The 16,636-nt window shown below is 69.1% G+C and carries 14 protein-coding genes; 2 read left to right on the top strand and 12 right to left on the bottom strand.

What is annotated here, in order from left to right:
• Positions 1–1,068, bottom strand: a complete 1,068-nt coding sequence (gene mgrA / locus CQ045_RS16545; protein WP_105725698.1) for an L-glyceraldehyde 3-phosphate reductase — start codon at positions 1,066–1,068, stop codon at positions 1–3.
• A gap of 9 nt (positions 1,069–1,077) precedes the next feature.
• The gene (gene rsmA / locus CQ045_RS16540; RefSeq protein WP_105725696.1) at positions 1,078–1,944 is read right to left on the bottom strand and encodes a 16S rRNA (adenine(1518)-N(6)/adenine(1519)-N(6))-dimethyltransferase RsmA; all 867 of its coding nucleotides are present in this window, start codon (positions 1,942–1,944) and stop codon (positions 1,078–1,080) included.
• 54 nt (positions 1,945–1,998) lie between these two features.
• Between rsmA and CQ045_RS16535 the strand changes: the two genes are divergently transcribed.
• On the top strand, positions 1,999–3,285 hold the full coding sequence (locus tag CQ045_RS16535; protein WP_258131118.1) for an MFS transporter: 1,287 nt from the start codon (positions 1,999–2,001) through the stop codon (positions 3,283–3,285).
• Here the strand turns inward: CQ045_RS16535 and CQ045_RS16530 are convergent.
• From CQ045_RS16530 to rsmI, 9 genes are all read right to left on the bottom strand, one after another.
• On the bottom strand, positions 3,264–4,142 hold the full coding sequence (locus CQ045_RS16530) for a TatD family hydrolase (protein ID WP_105725692.1): 879 nt from the start codon (positions 4,140–4,142) through the stop codon (positions 3,264–3,266). The two genes, CQ045_RS16535 and CQ045_RS16530, sit on opposite strands and share 22 nt — an antisense overlap.
• A 42-nt stretch (positions 4,143–4,184) precedes the next feature.
• Positions 4,185–5,762: a methionine--tRNA ligase gene (gene metG, locus CQ045_RS16525; RefSeq protein WP_105725690.1), complete on the bottom strand. Its 1,578-nt coding sequence runs from the start codon at positions 5,760–5,762 to the stop codon at positions 4,185–4,187.
• Between the two features lie 151 nt (positions 5,763–5,913).
• The gene (locus CQ045_RS16520) at positions 5,914–7,083 is read right to left on the bottom strand and encodes a glycoside hydrolase family 1 protein (protein ID WP_105725734.1); all 1,170 of its coding nucleotides are present in this window, start codon (positions 7,081–7,083) and stop codon (positions 5,914–5,916) included.
• A gap of 34 nt (positions 7,084–7,117) precedes the next feature.
• Positions 7,118–8,845, bottom strand: coding sequence for an ABC transporter ATP-binding protein (locus tag CQ045_RS16515; protein ID WP_258131117.1), 1,728 nt, complete (start codon positions 8,843–8,845; stop codon positions 7,118–7,120).
• Positions 8,842–9,756 (bottom strand): ABC transporter permease, encoded by a 915-nt coding sequence (locus CQ045_RS16510; protein WP_105725688.1) that lies wholly within the window; start codon positions 9,754–9,756, stop codon positions 8,842–8,844. Before CQ045_RS16510 ends, CQ045_RS16515 begins: the two co-directional genes overlap by 4 nt.
• Positions 9,753–10,733: an ABC transporter permease gene (locus CQ045_RS16505; RefSeq protein ID WP_105725685.1), complete on the bottom strand. Its 981-nt coding sequence runs from the start codon at positions 10,731–10,733 to the stop codon at positions 9,753–9,755. The genes CQ045_RS16510 and CQ045_RS16505 overlap by 4 nt, the downstream gene beginning before the upstream one ends.
• Entirely contained in the window at positions 10,730–12,379 is a 1,650-nt protein-coding gene (locus CQ045_RS16500; protein WP_105725683.1) for an ABC transporter substrate-binding protein, read from the bottom strand. Before CQ045_RS16500 ends, CQ045_RS16505 begins: the two co-directional genes overlap by 4 nt.
• A 187-nt stretch (positions 12,380–12,566) precedes the next feature.
• Entirely contained in the window at positions 12,567–13,679 is a 1,113-nt protein-coding gene (locus CQ045_RS16495) for a LacI family DNA-binding transcriptional regulator (RefSeq protein WP_258131116.1), read from the bottom strand.
• Entirely contained in the window at positions 13,676–14,503 is an 828-nt protein-coding gene (gene rsmI, locus CQ045_RS16490; protein WP_105725681.1) for a 16S rRNA (cytidine(1402)-2'-O)-methyltransferase, read from the bottom strand. The genes CQ045_RS16495 and rsmI overlap by 4 nt, the downstream gene beginning before the upstream one ends.
• Positions 14,504–14,565: 62 nt before the next feature.
• Between rsmI and CQ045_RS16485 the strand changes: the two genes are divergently transcribed.
• Positions 14,566–16,119, top strand: coding sequence for a dolichyl-phosphate-mannose--protein mannosyltransferase (locus CQ045_RS16485; RefSeq protein WP_105725679.1), 1,554 nt, complete (start codon positions 14,566–14,568; stop codon positions 16,117–16,119).
• Between the two features lie 31 nt (positions 16,120–16,150).
• On the opposite strand, the gene CQ045_RS16480 is transcribed toward CQ045_RS16485, so the two are convergent.
• Complete coding sequence (locus tag CQ045_RS16480; protein ID WP_105725677.1) at positions 16,151–16,633, bottom strand: Lrp/AsnC family transcriptional regulator; 483 nt, start codon at positions 16,631–16,633, stop codon at positions 16,151–16,153.
• Between the last annotated feature and the right edge of the window lie 3 nt (positions 16,634–16,636).

The raw sequence follows: 16,636 nt of genomic DNA, 5'->3' as shown, positions 1-16,636 counted from the left end.
TCACAGCTCCGACGACTTGGCCCACAGGTTGACGTCGATGGCCCCGGCGAGCTCGTCGATGCGGGCGAGCTCCTCCGACGTGAAGGCAGGACCGTTCACCGCCGCGATGTTCTCGTCGAGCTGCTCCGGACGCGAGGCCCCGATCAGGGCGGAGGCCACGACCGGGTTGCGCAGCGTCCACTGCAGGGCGAGCTGCGCGAGCGACTGGCCGCGGCCCTGCGCCACCTCGTTCAGGGAGCGCAGCGTCTGCACGGCGTCGTCGGTGAGCCGCCCGTCGGGGAGCGAGCCGCGCTTCTGGGCGCGATCCGCCGTGCCGTCGCCGAGGTACTTGTCGGTGAGCAGCCCCTGCGCGAGCGGGGTGAAGGCGATCGCGCCCAGACCCGACTGCTCGAGGGTGTCGGTCAGTCCGTCTTCGATCCAGCGGTTGAGGATCGAGTACGCCGGCTGATGGATGACCAGAGGCGTGCCCAGCTCCTTCGCCACCGCGACCGCTTCGGCGGTGCGCTCGGCGCTGTACGACGAGATGCCGACGTAGAGCGCCTTGCCCTGACGCACGAGGGTGTCGAGGGCGCCGACGGTCTCTTCGATCGGCGTCACCGGGTCGACGCGGTGCGAGTAGAAGATGTCGACGTAGTCCAGGCCCATGCGGGTGAGCGACTGCTCAGCGCTGGCCAGGATGTACTTGCGGCTCGCGAAGTCGCCGTACGGGCCGGGCCACATGTCCCACCCGGCCTTCGACGAGATGATCAGCTCGTCGCGGTACGGACGCAGGTCTTCGGCGAAGATGCGTCCGAAGTTCTTCTCGGCCGAGCCGTAGGGCGGGCCGTAGTTGTTCGCCAGGTCGAAGTGCGTGATGCCGCGGTCGAAGGCGTGGCGCAGCAGCGCGCGCTGATTGTCGAGCGGGATGTTGTCGCCGAAGTTCCACCACAGACCGAGCGAGATCGGGGGCAGGTACAGACCGGACGTTCCGACCTGGCGGTAGGCGAACTGCTGATAGCGGCTCTCGTCCGCGGCGTACGGACGGTGCAGCTCGGGGACATCGGGACGGAAGCGGGGGGAGTCGGTCACCGTGCCAGATTACTGGGTGGGGGCGACGTCGGCGACGGGCGCGTGCTGCGCGATCCGCTGGAAGTCCTCGACCGTGAGGTCTTCTCCTCGTGCCGTCGGAGCGACTCCGGCGGCGATCAGCACCTCGGACGCCGCTGCGGAGCTGCCGAACAGCCCGGAGAGCGCCTGACGCAGCATCTTGCGACGCTGGTTGAAGGCCGCGTCGACGATCTGGAACGTGCGGCGTCGCTCGTCCTCCGTGCCCCGCTCCCCCTCGGACCGGTCGAAGCCGACGAGCAGGCTGTCGACGTTGGGCACCGGCCAGAACACCTGGCGGGAGACGTTCCCCGACAGCTTCCACTCCCCGTACCAGGCGGCCTTGACGCTGGGCGAGCCGTAGATCTTCGAACCGGGCTTCGCGGCCAGTCGCTCGGCGACCTCCGCCTGGACCATCACCACGCCGCGCTGCAGGTAGGCGAAGTTCTCGAGGAAGTGCAGCAGCACCGGCACCGAGACGTTGTAGGGCAGGTTGGCGACCAGCACGGTGGGCTCGCCGGGCAGCTCGGTGATGCGCAGCGCATCCGCGTCGACGACCGTGAGCCGGTCGGCCTCGACGCCGTGCTCGGCGGCGGTCTGCGCCAGCCGGGCAGCGAGACGGTGGTCGATCTCGACGGCGGTGACGGATGCCCCGGTCTCGAGGATCGCGAGGGTCAGGGAACCGAGGCCCGGACCGACCTCGACCACGCGCTCACCGGGCTGCACGCGGGCCGCCTGCACGATCTTGCGGACGGTGTTCGCGTCGGTGACGAAGTTCTGGCCGAGCTTCTTCGTCGGGGTGACGTCGAGCTCGGCCGCGAGGCGGCGGATCTCGGTGGCGCCGAGCAGGGTGACGGTCATTGCTCCATTCTCCCTCACCATCCCGGTGTCCCCCGCCGTCAGTAGTCTTCTCTGGTGCCCTCCCTCGGTGAACTCGTCGCGCCCCGTCGCATGGGCCGGGACTTCCGCTGGCTGCTCGCCTCATCGTGGACGAGCAACATCGGCGACGGCGTGGCGCTCGCGGCGGCTCCCCTTCTCATCGCGTCGATGACCTCGTCGCCGATCCTGGTGGCGGCCGGCGCGATCCTGCAGTTCCTCCCCTGGCTGCTGTTCGGTCTGCACGCGGGCGCGATCGCCGACCGCTTCGACCGTCGCCGCCTCGTGATGTTCGCCAACGCCGCGCGGGCCGTGGTGCTCGCCGCGCTCTGCGCCTTCCTCGTCACCGGCGTCGCGAACATCTGGATCGTGCTCGCGGTCGCCTTCCTCTACGGCACGGCCGAGGTCTTCGTCGACACCGCGGGCAGCACGCTGCTGCCGATGCTCGTGAAGCCGGCCGACCTCGGCATCGGCAACGCCCGCCTGCAGGCCGGGTATCTGGTCGCGAACCAGTTCGCCGGACCACCGCTGGGTGCGTTCCTGTTCGCGGCGGGAACCGCCTGGCCGTTCCTGCTCGAGGTCGTGTGCGTGAGCTTCGCCGTCGTGCTCATCTCGCGCATGGCGAAGACCCCTGTGCCGCCCAGGGAGACCGGCACCCACCCGCCGGTGCACACCGACATCGCCGAGGGGCTGCGGTGGCTGTGGCGCAATCCTCCGGTGCGGATGCTGGTGCTGATCATCCTGGTGTTCAACATCACGTGGGCGGCTCCCTGGGGCGTGCTCGTGCTGTACGCCACCGAGCACCTGCACATGGGCGCCGTCGGCTACGGGGCCCTCACCACGGCCTCGGCGGCAGGCGGCATCCTGGCGACCCTCAGCTTCGGCTGGCTGGAGCGGCACGTGTCCTTCGCGACGCTGATGCGCATCGTGCTCTCGCTCGAGGTGCTCATGCACCTGTCGTTCGCGCTCACGACCGTCGGCTGGGTGGCGCTGATCATCATGTTCTTCTTCGGCGCCTACGCGTTCGTGTGGGGCACGATCTCCACGACCGTGCGGCAGCGCCTGGTGCCCGCCGAGCTGCAGGGCCGAGTGACCTCCGTCAACATGGTCGGCGTGTTCGGCGGCATGGTCGTCGGGCAGGCCCTGGGCGGGGTGATCGCCCAGGTGTGGGGACTCACGGCGCCGTGGTGGTTCGCGTTCGTCGGCGCCGCGCTCACCCTGCTGCTGGTGTGGAAGCCGATCTCGCAGATCGTGTCGGCGAAGCCGGTCGCCGAGACCGGACCCGAAGACCGGGAGCCCGAGAGTCAGTCCGCGAACGAGCCGTAGACCCGCAGGGTGTTCTCGGCCAGCTGGGCCGAGAGCTCGTCGACCTCGATGCCCAGCTCGGCGGCCATGAAGCGCACCGTGATCGGCACGAGGTAGGGCGCGTTCGGGCGGCCCCGCAGCGGCACCGGGGTGAGGAACGGCGCATCCGTCTCGACCAGGATGCGGTCGAGCGGCGTGACCTTCAACGCGTCCCGCAGGTTCTGGGCGTTCTTGAACGTGACGTTCCCGGCGAACGACAGGTGGTAGCCGGCGTCCGCGCAGGTGCGCGCCATCGCGTCGTCGCCGGAGAAGCAGTGGAACACCGTGCGCTCCGGGGCGCCGACACGGTCAAGGGTCTCCAGCACGGCCTCGTGCGCGTCGCGGTCGTGGATCTGCATCGCGATGCCGTGCTTCTTGGCGAGAGCGATGTGCGCCTCGAACGACTCGAACTGCGGTGCCTGCCGCTCAGGCTCGGTGCGGAAGAAGTCGAGCCCGGTCTCGCCGATCGCGCGGGTGCGCGGGTGCGCGGCGAGCTCGTCGATCACCGCGATCGCCTCGTCGAGGCGGCCCTCCTCGGCATAGGTCGGCGCGTCGTTCGGGTGGATGGCGACGGCGGCCAGCACGCGAGGGTCGGATGCCGCGGCCTCGACCGCCCACCGCGACGACTCGATGTCACCGGAAGCCTGCACGACACCGGCGATGCCCACGGCCGCCGCGCGGTCGAGCTGCTCGGTCAGCGACAGCGGTTCATCGCCGTCCACGATCTCCAGGTGCGCATGGTTGTCGTACACCGGAACCGTCAGCGGCTCGGGGGCGGACGGATACTTCAGATCCTTGCGTCCGTCCCCCGAGCGCTCACGCACGTAGGTCTCGGCCATATCGTCGGGCTCTGCCTCAGGGCTCTGTCGTCGGCCCGCGGCTCAGGCCGTGGACTCCACCCGCGGGAACAGCGGCGCGAGACCGTTGACGCTGGTGCCGGGACGCAGCACGCCCCAGGCACCGGCCTCGCGGATCGGCTGGTCCTGCAGGCGACCCAGCGTCTCGGCGGCTCCGAGCGCGATCCACAGCTTCTCGGTCGACTGCGGCATCACCGGCGAGAGCAGCACCGCGAGGGCGCGCAGTCCCTCGGCGCAGGTGTACAGCACGGTGCCGAGGCGCGCGCGCTGTTCCTCGTCGCGGGCCAGCGCCCACGGCTCGTTCTCGGTGATGTAGCCGTTCAGTGCATCGACGATCGTCCAGATCGACGAGATCGCCTCGTCGATGCGGAACTGCGCGACGGCGGCATCCGCGTTCGCCGCGGCATCCGCAACGAGCTTCTGGATCGCGAGGTCCTTCTCGGTGTACTCGGCCGCGGGCGGCACGATTCCCTCGAAGTACTTCTCGATCATGGCCGTGGTGCGCGAGGCGAGGTTGCCGAAGCCGTTCGCGAGCTCGGCCTGGTAGCGGGCCGACAGGTCTTCCCACGAGAACGAGCCGTCCTGGCCGAAGGCGATCGCGGAGAGGAAGTAGAAGCGGTACGCGTCGGAGCCGAAGACGTCGGTGATCTCGGTGGGCGCGATGCCGGTGAGCTTCGACTTCGACATCTTCTCGCCGCCGACCAGCAGCCAACCGTGCGCGAAGACGCCCTTGGGCACCTCGAGACCGGCGGCCATCAGCAGGGCCGGCCAGATGACGGCATGGAAGCGCAGGATGTCCTTGCCGACCACGTGGTACGCGGGCCAGCGACGCTCGAACGTCTCCTCGTCGGAGCCGTAGCCGACGGCCGTGGCGTAGTTCAGCAGCGCATCGACCCACACGTAGATGACGTGCGACTCGTCCCACGGCAGCGGGATGCCCCAGTCGAAGGTCGAGCGCGAGATCGACAGATCCTTGAGGCCCTGGCTGACGAACGACACGACCTCGTTGCGCGCCGAGTCGGGCCGCACGAAGTCGGGCTGCGTCTTGTAGAGCTCCAGCAGACGGTCCTGGAACTCGCTGAGCTTGAAGAAGTAGTTCTTCTCCTGCAGCAGCTCCAGCGGCTTCGAGTGGATCGCGCAGACCTTGAGTCCTTCGAAGGGACCGGTGCCGTCGACGATCTCCGACTCGGGCTTGAACTCCTCGCAGCCCACACAGTAGAGCGCCTCGTACTCGCCGGCGTAGATGTAGCCGCGATCGTAGAGCCGCTGGAAGAACGTCTGCACGTTCGTCTCGTGGCGCTCCTGCGTGGTGCGGATGAAGTCGTCGTTCGCGACGTCGAGCGTCGTCAGCAGCGGGAACCAGCTCTCGGTGACGAGCTTGTCGACCCACTCCTGCGGCGTGACGTTGTTGGCCGCCGCCGCCCGCAGCATCTTCTGACCGTGCTCATCGGTGCCGGTGAGCATCCAGGTGTCATCCCCCGCCTGGCGGTGCCACCGGGCGAGCGTGTCGACGGCCACCGTCGTGTACCCGTGGCCGATGTGGGGCACATCGGACGGGTAGTAGATGGGCGTGGTGATGTAGAAGGATTCGCCTGCGGGCATGGAGCAATTCTAGGTGGGATCGGGTGTCGGGTTACGCCCGGGCGTGGGGCCCGAGCCGCGGACGGTCGACCGCGCTTCCCTCGGCCGTCTCCGAGGAATCGGGCCGAGGGAAGCGCATGTCTCCGAGTCTGAGGTGCGGCGGATGCTGCGGTCAGAGACCGTTGCGGCGTGCGACCTCTCCGAGCCAGGCCAGCGACGGCTTCGGCGAGCGCTCGAACGTCTCGTGGTCGAAGCCGATGAGCCCGAACGTCGGACGGAATCCGCTCGCCCACTCGTAGTTGTCCAGCGCGCTCCAGTGCTGGTAGGCGCGCACGTCGATGCCGTCGGCGATCGCGCGATGCAGACCCTCCAGCGCACCCTGCGTGTAGGCGATGCGACGGGTGTCGTCGGCGGTTGCGATGCCGTTCTCGGTCACGAGCACCGGCACGCCGCCGCTCCGCTCCCAGGCGCTCCGCACACCCATCTCGAGGGCCTCGGGGAAGAACTCCCAGCCGGTCAGGGTCGTCTCCACATCGTCCGCCACCGGACGCGGCCCCTCCGGGCCGATGAAGGTACGCGTATAGGCCTGCACACCGACGAAGTCGTCGCCGGCCGACTGCTCCAGGTACCAGTGATCGCGCGGGTCGCCGTACTCGGCGAGCATCTCGTCGGCACCCGGCTCCCCGGTGGAGTGGAACGCCTGCGTGGCGATCGTCCAGCCGGCCTTGACCCCCGGCACCGAGTGCACGATCTCGGTGGCGCGGTGGTGCGCCTCGAGGAGTGTGTCGGCGACGGCGAGGTCGGGGTTCGGGAGGCCGTAGGCGACGAGGTTCGCGGCGTCCTCTCCCCCGGCGAGCATCGCGGCGATGTTCGGCTCGTTGATGGTGCACACGTAGTCGATGCCGTCGAGGATCGGCAGCACGGTCTCGACGTAGCGGGCGAACAGGTCGACCGCGTCGCCGGCACGCCAGAAGCCGTCCTTCTGGAACCACTGCGGCACCGTGAAGTGCATGAGCGTGACCGTGGGGTCGAGCCCGTTCTCGCGTGCGGTGTCGATCATGCGGCGGTAGTGATCGAGCATCGCCTGCGAGACGAACCCGCGCTCGGGCTCGATCCGCGCCCACTCGACCGAGAAGCGGTAGGAGTTCAGCCCGGCGTCGGCCAGCAGCCGCATGTCCTCCGGGTAGCGGTGCAGGTGATCGGCGGCGTCGCCGGAGGGCTCGACCATGGGCGAGGCGGGCGCGTGTTCCATCGCCCACCAGTTGCTCGTGGTGTTGTTGCCCTCCACCTGGTGGGCGGCTGTCGCGGCGCCCCACAGGAAGCCGTCGGGGAATGCGAGCACGGATGCTCCTCTCATCGGGTTTCGGTCGGAGTGGTCATCGGGCGCGGGCCGGGTCGGGCACCGCATCCAGCAGCTGGATCGTGTACGGATCCTCTGGATGCTGCAGCACCTCGGCGGTCTCGCCGCGTTCGACGACCCGGCCGCTGTTGAGCACGAGGATGTTCTGGGTCACCAGCCGAGCACTGAGCAGGTCGTGCGTGATGTAGAGCATGCTGATGCCCCATCTCTCGCGCAGGTCCTCCAGCAGTGCGAGCACCCCGGCCCGCAGGGAGACGTCGAGCATCGACACCGGCTCGTCGGCGATCAGCACCTGCGGGTCGCTCGCGAGCGCCCGGGCGATCACGACACGCTGGCGCTGCCCGCCGGAGAGCTGGTGCGGCAGCTTCGCCGCGAACTGCTCGACCGGAGTGAGCCCGACCGTCTCGAGCAGCTCGAGCACGCGGGCCCTCGCCTCGACACCCCTCAGCTTCGTGTAGTTGCGCACGGGTCGCGTCAGCGCGTACTCCACCGTGTGCAGCGGGTTCAGCGCGGCATACGGATCCTGGAACACCATCTGCACGTCCTTGCGCAGATCGCGCAGACCGCGTCGTTTGAGCGTCGCCACGTCGACGTCACCGAAGCGGATCGTGCCGGAGGTCGGCTTCTCGACGCCGGTGAGCATCTTCGCGATGGTCGACTTGCCGGAGCCGGAGGCCCCGACCAGTGCGAGCGACTCCCCCGGCTCCAGTCGGAACGACACGTCGTCGACCGCGGTCACGGCCTCCTGTCCGCGCCGCGGAGCCGGGTAGTGCTTCGAGACCCCCTCCACGACGATCGCCGCTTCCGCGCGCCGCGCGTCCCTCGGCGACACCGTGGGCACGGTCTCGGTCACGTCGGTGCGGGACCGGCCTTCCCGGCGTCGGGTGCCGAGGTCGACGAAGCCCGGGATCGAGAGGGTCTCCGCGCGCGGGTCGGCGTAGTGACTCAGCAGCATCCGCGTGTATTCGTCCTGCGGGCGCTGGAGGATGTCGAGACTCGGAGCGTCTTCGACGATCCGCCCCTCGTGCATGACCATCACGCGGTCGGTGGCCTCGAGCACGATGCCGAGGTCGTGGCTGATGAGGATCGCGGTGAAGCGCTCGGCCCGCTGCAGGTCCTTGATCGTGTCCATGACCGCATGCTGCACGAGCACGTCGAGCGCGGTCGTCGGCTCGTCGAACACCATGAGCTGCGGTTCGAGCGACAGGGCGAGCGCGATCGAGGCGCGCTGGCGCATCCCGCCGGAGAGCTCGCCCGGGTAGCGGTCGAGCACCGTGTCGTCGAGCCCGACCTTGCCGATGAGCTCGCGGGCCCTCGCCTCCCGGTCGTCGCGCGGCACATGGCCGTGCGCGGCGAAGATGTCGCGGAAGTGGTTGCCCACCGTCCGCACCGGGTTGAGGGCGTTCATGCCCGACTGCAGCACCATGGCGAACCCGCCCTGGCGCTGGCGTCGCAGCTCTTCGGCATCCAGGTCGCGGATGTCGCGCCCGCCGAAGAGGATGCGACCGCCACTGATGCGCGCCGGCGGCTTCTGCAGCCGGGTCAGCGCGAAGCCGAGCGTCGACTTGCCCGAGCCCGACTCGCCCACGAGCCCGACGAACTCGCCGCGACGCAGCGAGAAGGAGACGTCGTGGACCGCTGTGACGGGCTCCGTGCCGGGCGACGCGTACTCGACGGACAGTCCCTGCACGTCGAGCAGGATGTCGCTCTCGCGCGCGTCGATGTTCTCGGTCATGGCGGTCATCGGCCCTTCCCCTCTCGCAGGCGCGGATTGGAGATGCCGTCCACGCCGAAGTTGATCAGTGTCAGGCTCAGCGCCAGCAGTGCGATGCACAGACCGGGGGCGAACAGCAGCAACCACTGCCCGGTGAGCAGGGAGTTGGAGTTCTGCGCCCAGTAGAGCATGGTGCCCCAGCTGACGATGCTGGAGTCGCCGAGGCCCAGGAACTCCAGCCCCGCCTCGGCGAGGATCGCGGCCGTCGCCGCCCCGAAGAGCGTGCCGGCGATGATCGACGTCATGTTCGGCAGGATCTCGCGGAACACGATGCGCGTCCTGCTGTCACCCGAGAACTGCGCCGAGGTGACGAAGTCGTTGCCGCGCAGCGACTGCGTCTGGCTGCGGAGCACGCGAGCGCCCCACGCCCATCCGGTCACGACGATCACGGCGATGATCATCAGGATGCCGCCGTTCTGCAGATATGCGGCGATCACGATCATGAGCGGCAGACCGGGGATCACGAGGAAGAGGTTGACGATGAAGCCGACCACCTCGCCCGCGAAACCGCGCATGTAACCCCAGCTGAGACCGATGAGCACAGCCACGATCGTCGACAGGATGCCGGCGGCGAAGCCGACCAGGAGGCTGATCTGCGCGCCGTAGATGAGCTGACTGAGCACGTCCTCGCCCGCGGCGGTCGTGCCGAGCCAGTGCGCCCAGGAGGCGTCGGCGTTGCGGTCGAACCCGTTCTCCTTCGGCCCGTACGGGGCGAGCACCGGCGCGAACACCGCGACCAGCACGAAGAAGGCGAGCAGGCACAGTCCCAATCGCGCCTTGCCGTTGCTCCACAGGGTCGCGACCATGCGCCCGAAGGCGCGCCACGGGCTGGGAGCGGCGATGCGCTCGGCGGGGATCTTGACGTTCATGGTGGAAGTCATCGGCGGGTCCTTGGGTCGAGTACCCCGTACAGGATGTCAACGAGGAAGTTGGCGATGAGCACGCTCACGGTGATCATCAGGAAGAGCGCCTGCATGAGCGGGTAGTCCTGCCCGATCACGGCGTTGAACAGCAGATATCCGATACCGGGATAGCCGAAGACCTGCTCGACGAGGATCGATCCGCCGACGACACCGCCGAGCGTGAGCCCGAAGCCGGTGAGGTTCGGCAGGATCGCGTTGCGTGCTGCATAGCGGAGGGCGATCGTGCGACCGTGCAGGCCGTTCGCCTCGCCGAAGGTGATGTAGTCCTCGCCCAGCGTGTTGATCATGGCGTTGCGCATCCCGATGATCCATCCGCCGAGAGAGGTGAGGAGGATCGTCAGAGCCGGGAGGAACGCGTGACTGATCAGATCTCCGAGGAACTCCCAGGTGAATCCGGGCGTCGTGGTCGCGGAGTAGGCACCGGTCGTCGGGAACCAGTGCAGCACGTAGCCGAAGAAGAACAGCAGCAGCAGTGCGGTCCAGAAGTAGGGGAACGTGCTGAGGAACGAGCCGGTCAGCGTCGGCAGGGTGTCGAGCCACGTGCCCCGGCGCCAGGCGGCCGCGACACCGATCAGCGTGCCGATGACGAACGCGAGGACCGTCACGATGCCGACGAGCCCGATCGTGTACGGCAGCGCGGTCGAGACCATGCTCGACACGCTCTGCGGATAGAAGGTGTACGAGACGCCGAAGTCGAGGCGGACGACCTGCCCGAGGTAGGTCACGTACTGGTCCCACAGCGAGCCGGTCGGCACGCCGAGCTGGACCTCGATGGCCGCGCGCGTGGCGTCGGACACCGGCCCGTTCTGGGAGAGCTTGGCGATGGCGGCATCCGCCGGCGACCCCGGCATCATCCGCGGGAGGAAGAAGTTCAGGGTGACCGCGGCCCACAGGGTGAGCACGAACAGGCCGAACTTCTGGAGCACGTACTTCACTTGTCGTCCTCCTTCACTCGCTCGAGCCGCGTGAAGATGCCCAGCGGCGCCGAATCGTAGTTCTGCGGGATCATGTACGGGTCTTCCTCGCTCGGCCAGCCGGTGAACTTGGCGTCGCTGAACAGACCCCAGATGCCGCCGTAGTAAAGGCCGATCACGGGCAGATCGTCGTAGACGATGCCCTGCAGCTCCTTCACGATCTCCGCCTGGCGGGTCGTGTCGACGGTCTCGCGGTACTCGCCCAGCAGCGCGTCGGCCTCGTCCGACCGGTAGCGCTCGAAGTTGTTGGCCGTCGTTTCACCGGACGGCACGTAGAACTCACTCGAGAGCAGGTTGTTGAAGGCCTGGTAGACGTCGCCGTTGCCCATACCGCCGATCGCCATCTCGAAGTCGCCGTTGCTGATCGCGCTCTGGTAGCCCGCGGGCTGCGGGAGCTTGAGCGTGACCTTGACGCCCACCTCGGCGAGCTGGCTCCGCACGGTCTGCGCGGCCCGGGTCCAGTCCGCGAAGCCGTTGGCGGTGGTGAGCGCGAACTCGAGCTGCTCACCGTCCTGTCCGACGAGCTGATCGCCCTGCAGCGTGTATCCCGCCTTCTCGAACTCCGCGAGCGCGGCGTCCGTGTCCTGCGTGATCATGCCCTGGTCGGGGATGCTCGGATCGAGGTACTCCTCCTGGTTCGGGAGGATGAGTCCGGTCTGACCGGCCGGCTTCATGTACCCCTCGGAGGCGGTCTCGGCGATCTCCTCGCGATCGAGGGAGAGCGCGATGCCGCGCCGCACGTTCACGTCGTCGAAGGGGGCGACCTCGAGGTTCGGCATCAGCGCGATCACGCCGCCCGGCGGGAACCACCACGCGTTGTGCTCGCTCGCCGCGCCCCACGTGCCCTCGACATCCGAGATGAACGCGTAGGCCCAGTCGTAGCCGCGGCTGACGGTGTCGAGCTGCGAGTTGGTCGCGGGGAGGATGATGTGCTCGATCTCGATCGAGTCGGCCTGCCAGTAGTCGGGGTTCTTGTCCATCGAGTACTGCTGGTCGTTGTAGTTGCCGAGCACGAACGGCCCGGTGCCGACCGGCGTCTCGTTCCGGTAGGTGTCCGGGTTCTTCACATCGGACCAGAGGTGCTCGGGCACGATCATGGTCAGTCCGAGGATCGACAGCGAAGGCGCGTCCTCGGTCTGGAGATGCAGGATGACGTCGTCGCCGTCGGTCTCGACGCGGTCGAGGTGCTGCCAGGCCCCCTTGATGTCGAGGGACGGGTTGTCCTTCAGCAGCTGGAACGTGAAGGCCACGTCGTCCGGCGTCAGATCCTCGCCGTCGCTCCACTGCACGTCGTCGCGGATCGTCATCACGATCGTGCGGGCATCGGGCTGCTCCCACTCCGAGGCGAGCCAGGGGTTCAGCGTGCCGTCGAGCGGGTTGACCAGGATCAGCGGCTCGTAGATCCACCGCGACGCGGTGCGCGTGTTGGTGAGATACGGGTTGAAGTTCCTGGTGAAGAACGGATTGCCCTTGTCGGCGTTGATCAGCATCGTGTCGGCGCCGATCGATGGATCGGGTTGGGATGTGATCTGGATGCTGCAGCCGCTCAATGCGACCGCTGCTGCCGCCAGACCCACGATCGCCGCTCTGCGCCAGCGCCGCATCATTCGCCCTCTCGGCGTTCTGCCACCTGACATCTGCCACCTCATGTCGTCTCTGTCATGAAGGGCATCCCTCCCGGAACACCGGAACATCGGGACACCCGCACGGCCTACGCCGCCTCCGCGAGTGTAAGCGCATACATTTTGGGATGGCAAGGCCTTGACAGCGACCTCGAGACGTGTTTCGGTCCGGTCAGGACGGCCGCTGGGAGCTCTCGCGCAGCAGGATCTGCAGGGGCAGGCGCGCGACCACCGGCTCGGCGTCCGCGCTCTCCAGGCGCCGCGCGAGCACCTGCACGGCCGCCCGACCGAGATCGATCATCGGCTGGCGGATCGTCGTCAGCGGCGGCCGGGAGAGCGCCGCCGCCTCGATGCCGTCGAAGCCGGTGACGAGCACATCGGCAGGCACCCGGACGCCGGCGGCGTGGAACACGTCGAGCGCTCCGAGCGCCATCTGATCGTTCGCCGAGATGAGGGCTGCCGGCACACCGGACCGGAGAAGCTCGTCGGCGGCGCGACGACCGGAGACGCGCGTGAAGTCTCCCCGGAGAATCGTCACGTCGTCGGTGGAGCGGCCCGCCGCCACGACGGCGGCCGCGAACCCCTCCCACCGCTGCAGCCCGTCCGGTGAGTCTTCGGGTCCGGCGAAGAAGGCGAGTCGCCCATCCCCCACCTGCGCGAGGATGTGCCGCGTCAGTTCCGCCATCGCCTCGGCGTTGCTCACCGTCACGTGGTCGTAGTGATCGCCACGCGGCGGCCCGGAGAGCACCACGACGGGAATGCGCCGTGCCAGCCGCGCCAGCACGTCGTCCGGCACGCTGCGTGCGAGGACCATCAGCCCGTCGACCCGGCCGGCCATGTCCCGCACGGTGGAGCGATCCGGATCATCTCGGCCGACGCCGACCATCAGCACGAAGCCCTGCTTCCACGCCTCCAGCTCGGCCCCGCGAAGCACCTCGTCGAGGAACAGCATCGAGGTGTGCCCGTCATCCTCGTCCGCCTCCTCGCGGACGATGGCGAACGGGGGCGCATCGGCGCCCGCAGCGGAGAGCGCATCGAGCGGCGGAGCATCCTCCGCGGCGTCGAACCCGGGGAAGTACAGCCCGAGCACGCCGGTGCGCCGCTCGGCGAGCCCTCGGGCACTGCCGCTGGGGACGTATCCGAGCGCCGCGACCGCGTCGAGCACGCGCTCACGGGTGACCGGGCGCACGGCATCCGGCGAGCGCAGCACGCGCGACACCGTCGCGATCGAGACACCGGCCCGGTCGGCCACGTCGTAGACGGTCGCCGCCTTGCTCACGGTCACGCTCCTCCGGAGCGGGCGGCGAGGGCGGCCTGGTAGAGGTCGCGAGAAGAGAGGCCGGTGAGGGCGGCCACCTCGGAGGCGGCGTCCTTCAGGCGGATGCCGTCGGCGACGAGCTTCTGCACCTGCGTGAGGGCGTCCTCCGGAGAGGCGTCGCGGCGCGGCGCCCCCTCGACGACCACCACGATCTCGCCTTTGACGCCGTTCTCGGCCCAGGCGACGAGTTCGGATGCCGTGCCCCGACGCACCTCCTCGTAGAACTTCGTCAGCTCGCGGCATACCGCGATCCGCCGATCGTCGCCGAAAGCCGTTCCCATATCGACGAGCGCGCTCGCGAGGCGGGCAGGAGACTCGAAGAAGACCATGGTGCGCGGTTCCGCGGCGAGGGCGCGGAGCGTCGAGCGCCGCTCCCCCGGCTTGCGTGGCAGGAAGCCCTCGAATGTGAAGCGGTCGGTGGGCAGGCCGGAGATCGCGAGGGCCATCAGCACCGCGCTCGGGCCGGGGATCGCCGTCACGGTGACGCCCTGCGCCACGGCCTCGGCGACGAGACCGTAGCCGGGGTCGCTCACGGTCGGCATCCCGGCGTCGCTCATCACGACGATGTCGGTCTCGGCGGCGAGAGTCGCCAGTTCGGCGGCCTTCTGCTTCTCGTTGTGGTCATGCAGCGCGATCAGGCGGGGCCGGTTGGTGATCTGCAGCGCCTGGAGCAGGCGCTGCGTGGTGCGGGTGTCTTCCGCGACGACGACCTCGGCGTTCTCCAGCACCTCCACGAGTCGCCGCGACGCGTCGCCGAGATTTCCGATCGGAGTGGCGGCGAGGATGATCACCCGCCCAGCTTAGGCGCGCGGGATGCAGCCGCCGCTGAAGGCTCGTTGTCTAGGCTGGAGCGGTGACCGCGCCCGTGCCCCTGCTTCCCCCTCCCGAGGAGCGGCTGACGCGCTACGGGCGACTCCGGGATCGCGTGCTCCGCGCGCCGGACTGGGGACGCGCGATCCGCTGGCTCGCCCCCCTCGTGATCACCGCCCTGGCCGCGGTGCTGCGCCTGATCGGGGTGGCGCACCCGCACCAGCTCGCCTTCGACGAGACCTACTACGTCAAGGACGCCTGGTCGCTGTGGACCCTGGGGTACGAGGGCACCTGGGGCGAGAAGGCCAACGATGCGTTCCTCACGCTCCAGGACCTGCCGCTCTCCGAGCAGGGCGCGTTCATCGTGCACCCGCCGCTCGGCAAGTGGCTCATCGCCCTGGGCATCGCGATCGGCGGGCCGGACAACAGCGGCGGCTGGCGCCTGGCGACGGCGCTGCTCGGCACGGGCTCCGTGCTGCTGGTGTATCTGATCGCGCGGCGTCTGAGCGGCTCCGTCGTCGTCGCCACGGTGGCCGGAACCCTGCTCGCGATCGACGGCCTGAGCATCGTGATGAGCCGCATCGCGCTGCTCGACGGCATCCTGACGTTCTTCGTCCTGCTGGGCGTGCTGTTCGTGGTGATCGACCGGCAGCGGACGATCCCGCTCCTCGAGCGGCGAGACCCGGAAGCGCCCGATCCGTTCTGGGGCCCGGTGCTCTGGCGCCGTCCTTGGCTGATCGCCGCAGGAGCCGCGCTGGGCGCGGCATCCGCCGTGAAGTGGTCGGGGCTGTACGTGCTCGCGGGCTTCGGCCTGTACGTCGTCGTCACGGATGCGCTGGCTCGGCGCCGCGCCGGAGTCGTGCTGTGGCCGACCGCCGCCGCCTTCCGCCAGGGTCCGGTCTCGTTCGTGCTGCTCGTGTTCCCGGCCGCCGCGGTGTACCTGATCAGCTGGACGGGCTGGCTCGTGACCGCCGGGGGCTACGACCGCCAGAGCGACGCGAACCCGCTGGTCGCCCTCTGGAAGTACCACCAGTCGATGCTGGGCTTCCATGTCGGGCTGAGCCGCGGCCACCCCTACGCGAGCCCCGCCTGGGAGTGGCCGTTCCTGCTGCGCCCGACGGCGGTGTGGGTCGACTCCGATCCCGGCCCCTGCGGCACGGACCACTGCATCGCGGTGATCTCCGCCGTGCCCAATCCACTCATCTGGTACGGCGGGGTGGCGGCTGCCGTCTACCTGCTGTACCGGCTGGTGCGCGGGTGGATCACGCGACAGCCGATCGGCGCCGAGCTGAGCATCCCGCTCGTGGGTCTCGCGGTCACCTACCTGCCCTGGCTGATGTTCCCCGAGCGCACGATCTTCCAGTTCTACACGGTCGTGATGATGCCGTTCCTGGTGCTCGCACTGGCGATGACGCTGCGGATCATCGCGGGCAAGCGCGAGGATCCGCTCTATCGACGGCAGTCCGGCGAGCGGACCGTGATGATCTTCCTCGCGTTCGTGGTGCTGGTGTCGGCGTTCTTCCTGCCGCTGTGGACCGGGATGAGCGTGCCGTACGAGTTCTGGCTGCTGCACAACTGGCTCCCCGGCTGGGTCTGACCGGGCGGCCCACCCGACCGGGTGCGATCCCTTACGGCACCTCGTCGGTCGCGACGTGCTCGACCAGAGGCAGCACGCGCCCGGAGAGGTGCGTGCGCATCGCGATCGACGAGGCCGTGCGCGCGACCCCCGGCACGAGCGCGACGCGGTCGAGCACCTCCTGCAGCCGGGTGGCATCCCGGGCCACCAGCCGCAGCTGCATGTCGCTGGCGCCGGTGACGGTGTGCATGTCGACGATCTCGGGGACCGCATCCGCAAGGGCCGCCGCCACGTCGTCGTGCCCCACCTTCTGGTCGATCTCGACCAGGCAGAACGCGACGACGCCGTAACCGAAGCCGGCCGGGTCGATGCGCGGCACGATCGCCTCGATCACCCCGCCCTCGTGCAGGCGTGCGAGGCGGCTCGTCGCGGTGCCGCGGGCGATCCCGAGCCGCCGCGCGACCTCCAGGATCGGCAGCTGGGGCGACTCCGTGAGCAGCCGGATCAGCTGGGCGTCGAGGCGATCGATGCGCATCGT

This window comes from Microbacterium sp. MYb66, assembly GCF_002979435.1.
GTDB lineage: Bacteria > Actinomycetota > Actinomycetes > Actinomycetales > Microbacteriaceae > Microbacterium.
The sequence above is the reverse complement of the archived record's forward strand: the minus strand, read 5'-3'. Positions and strand labels throughout refer to the sequence as shown.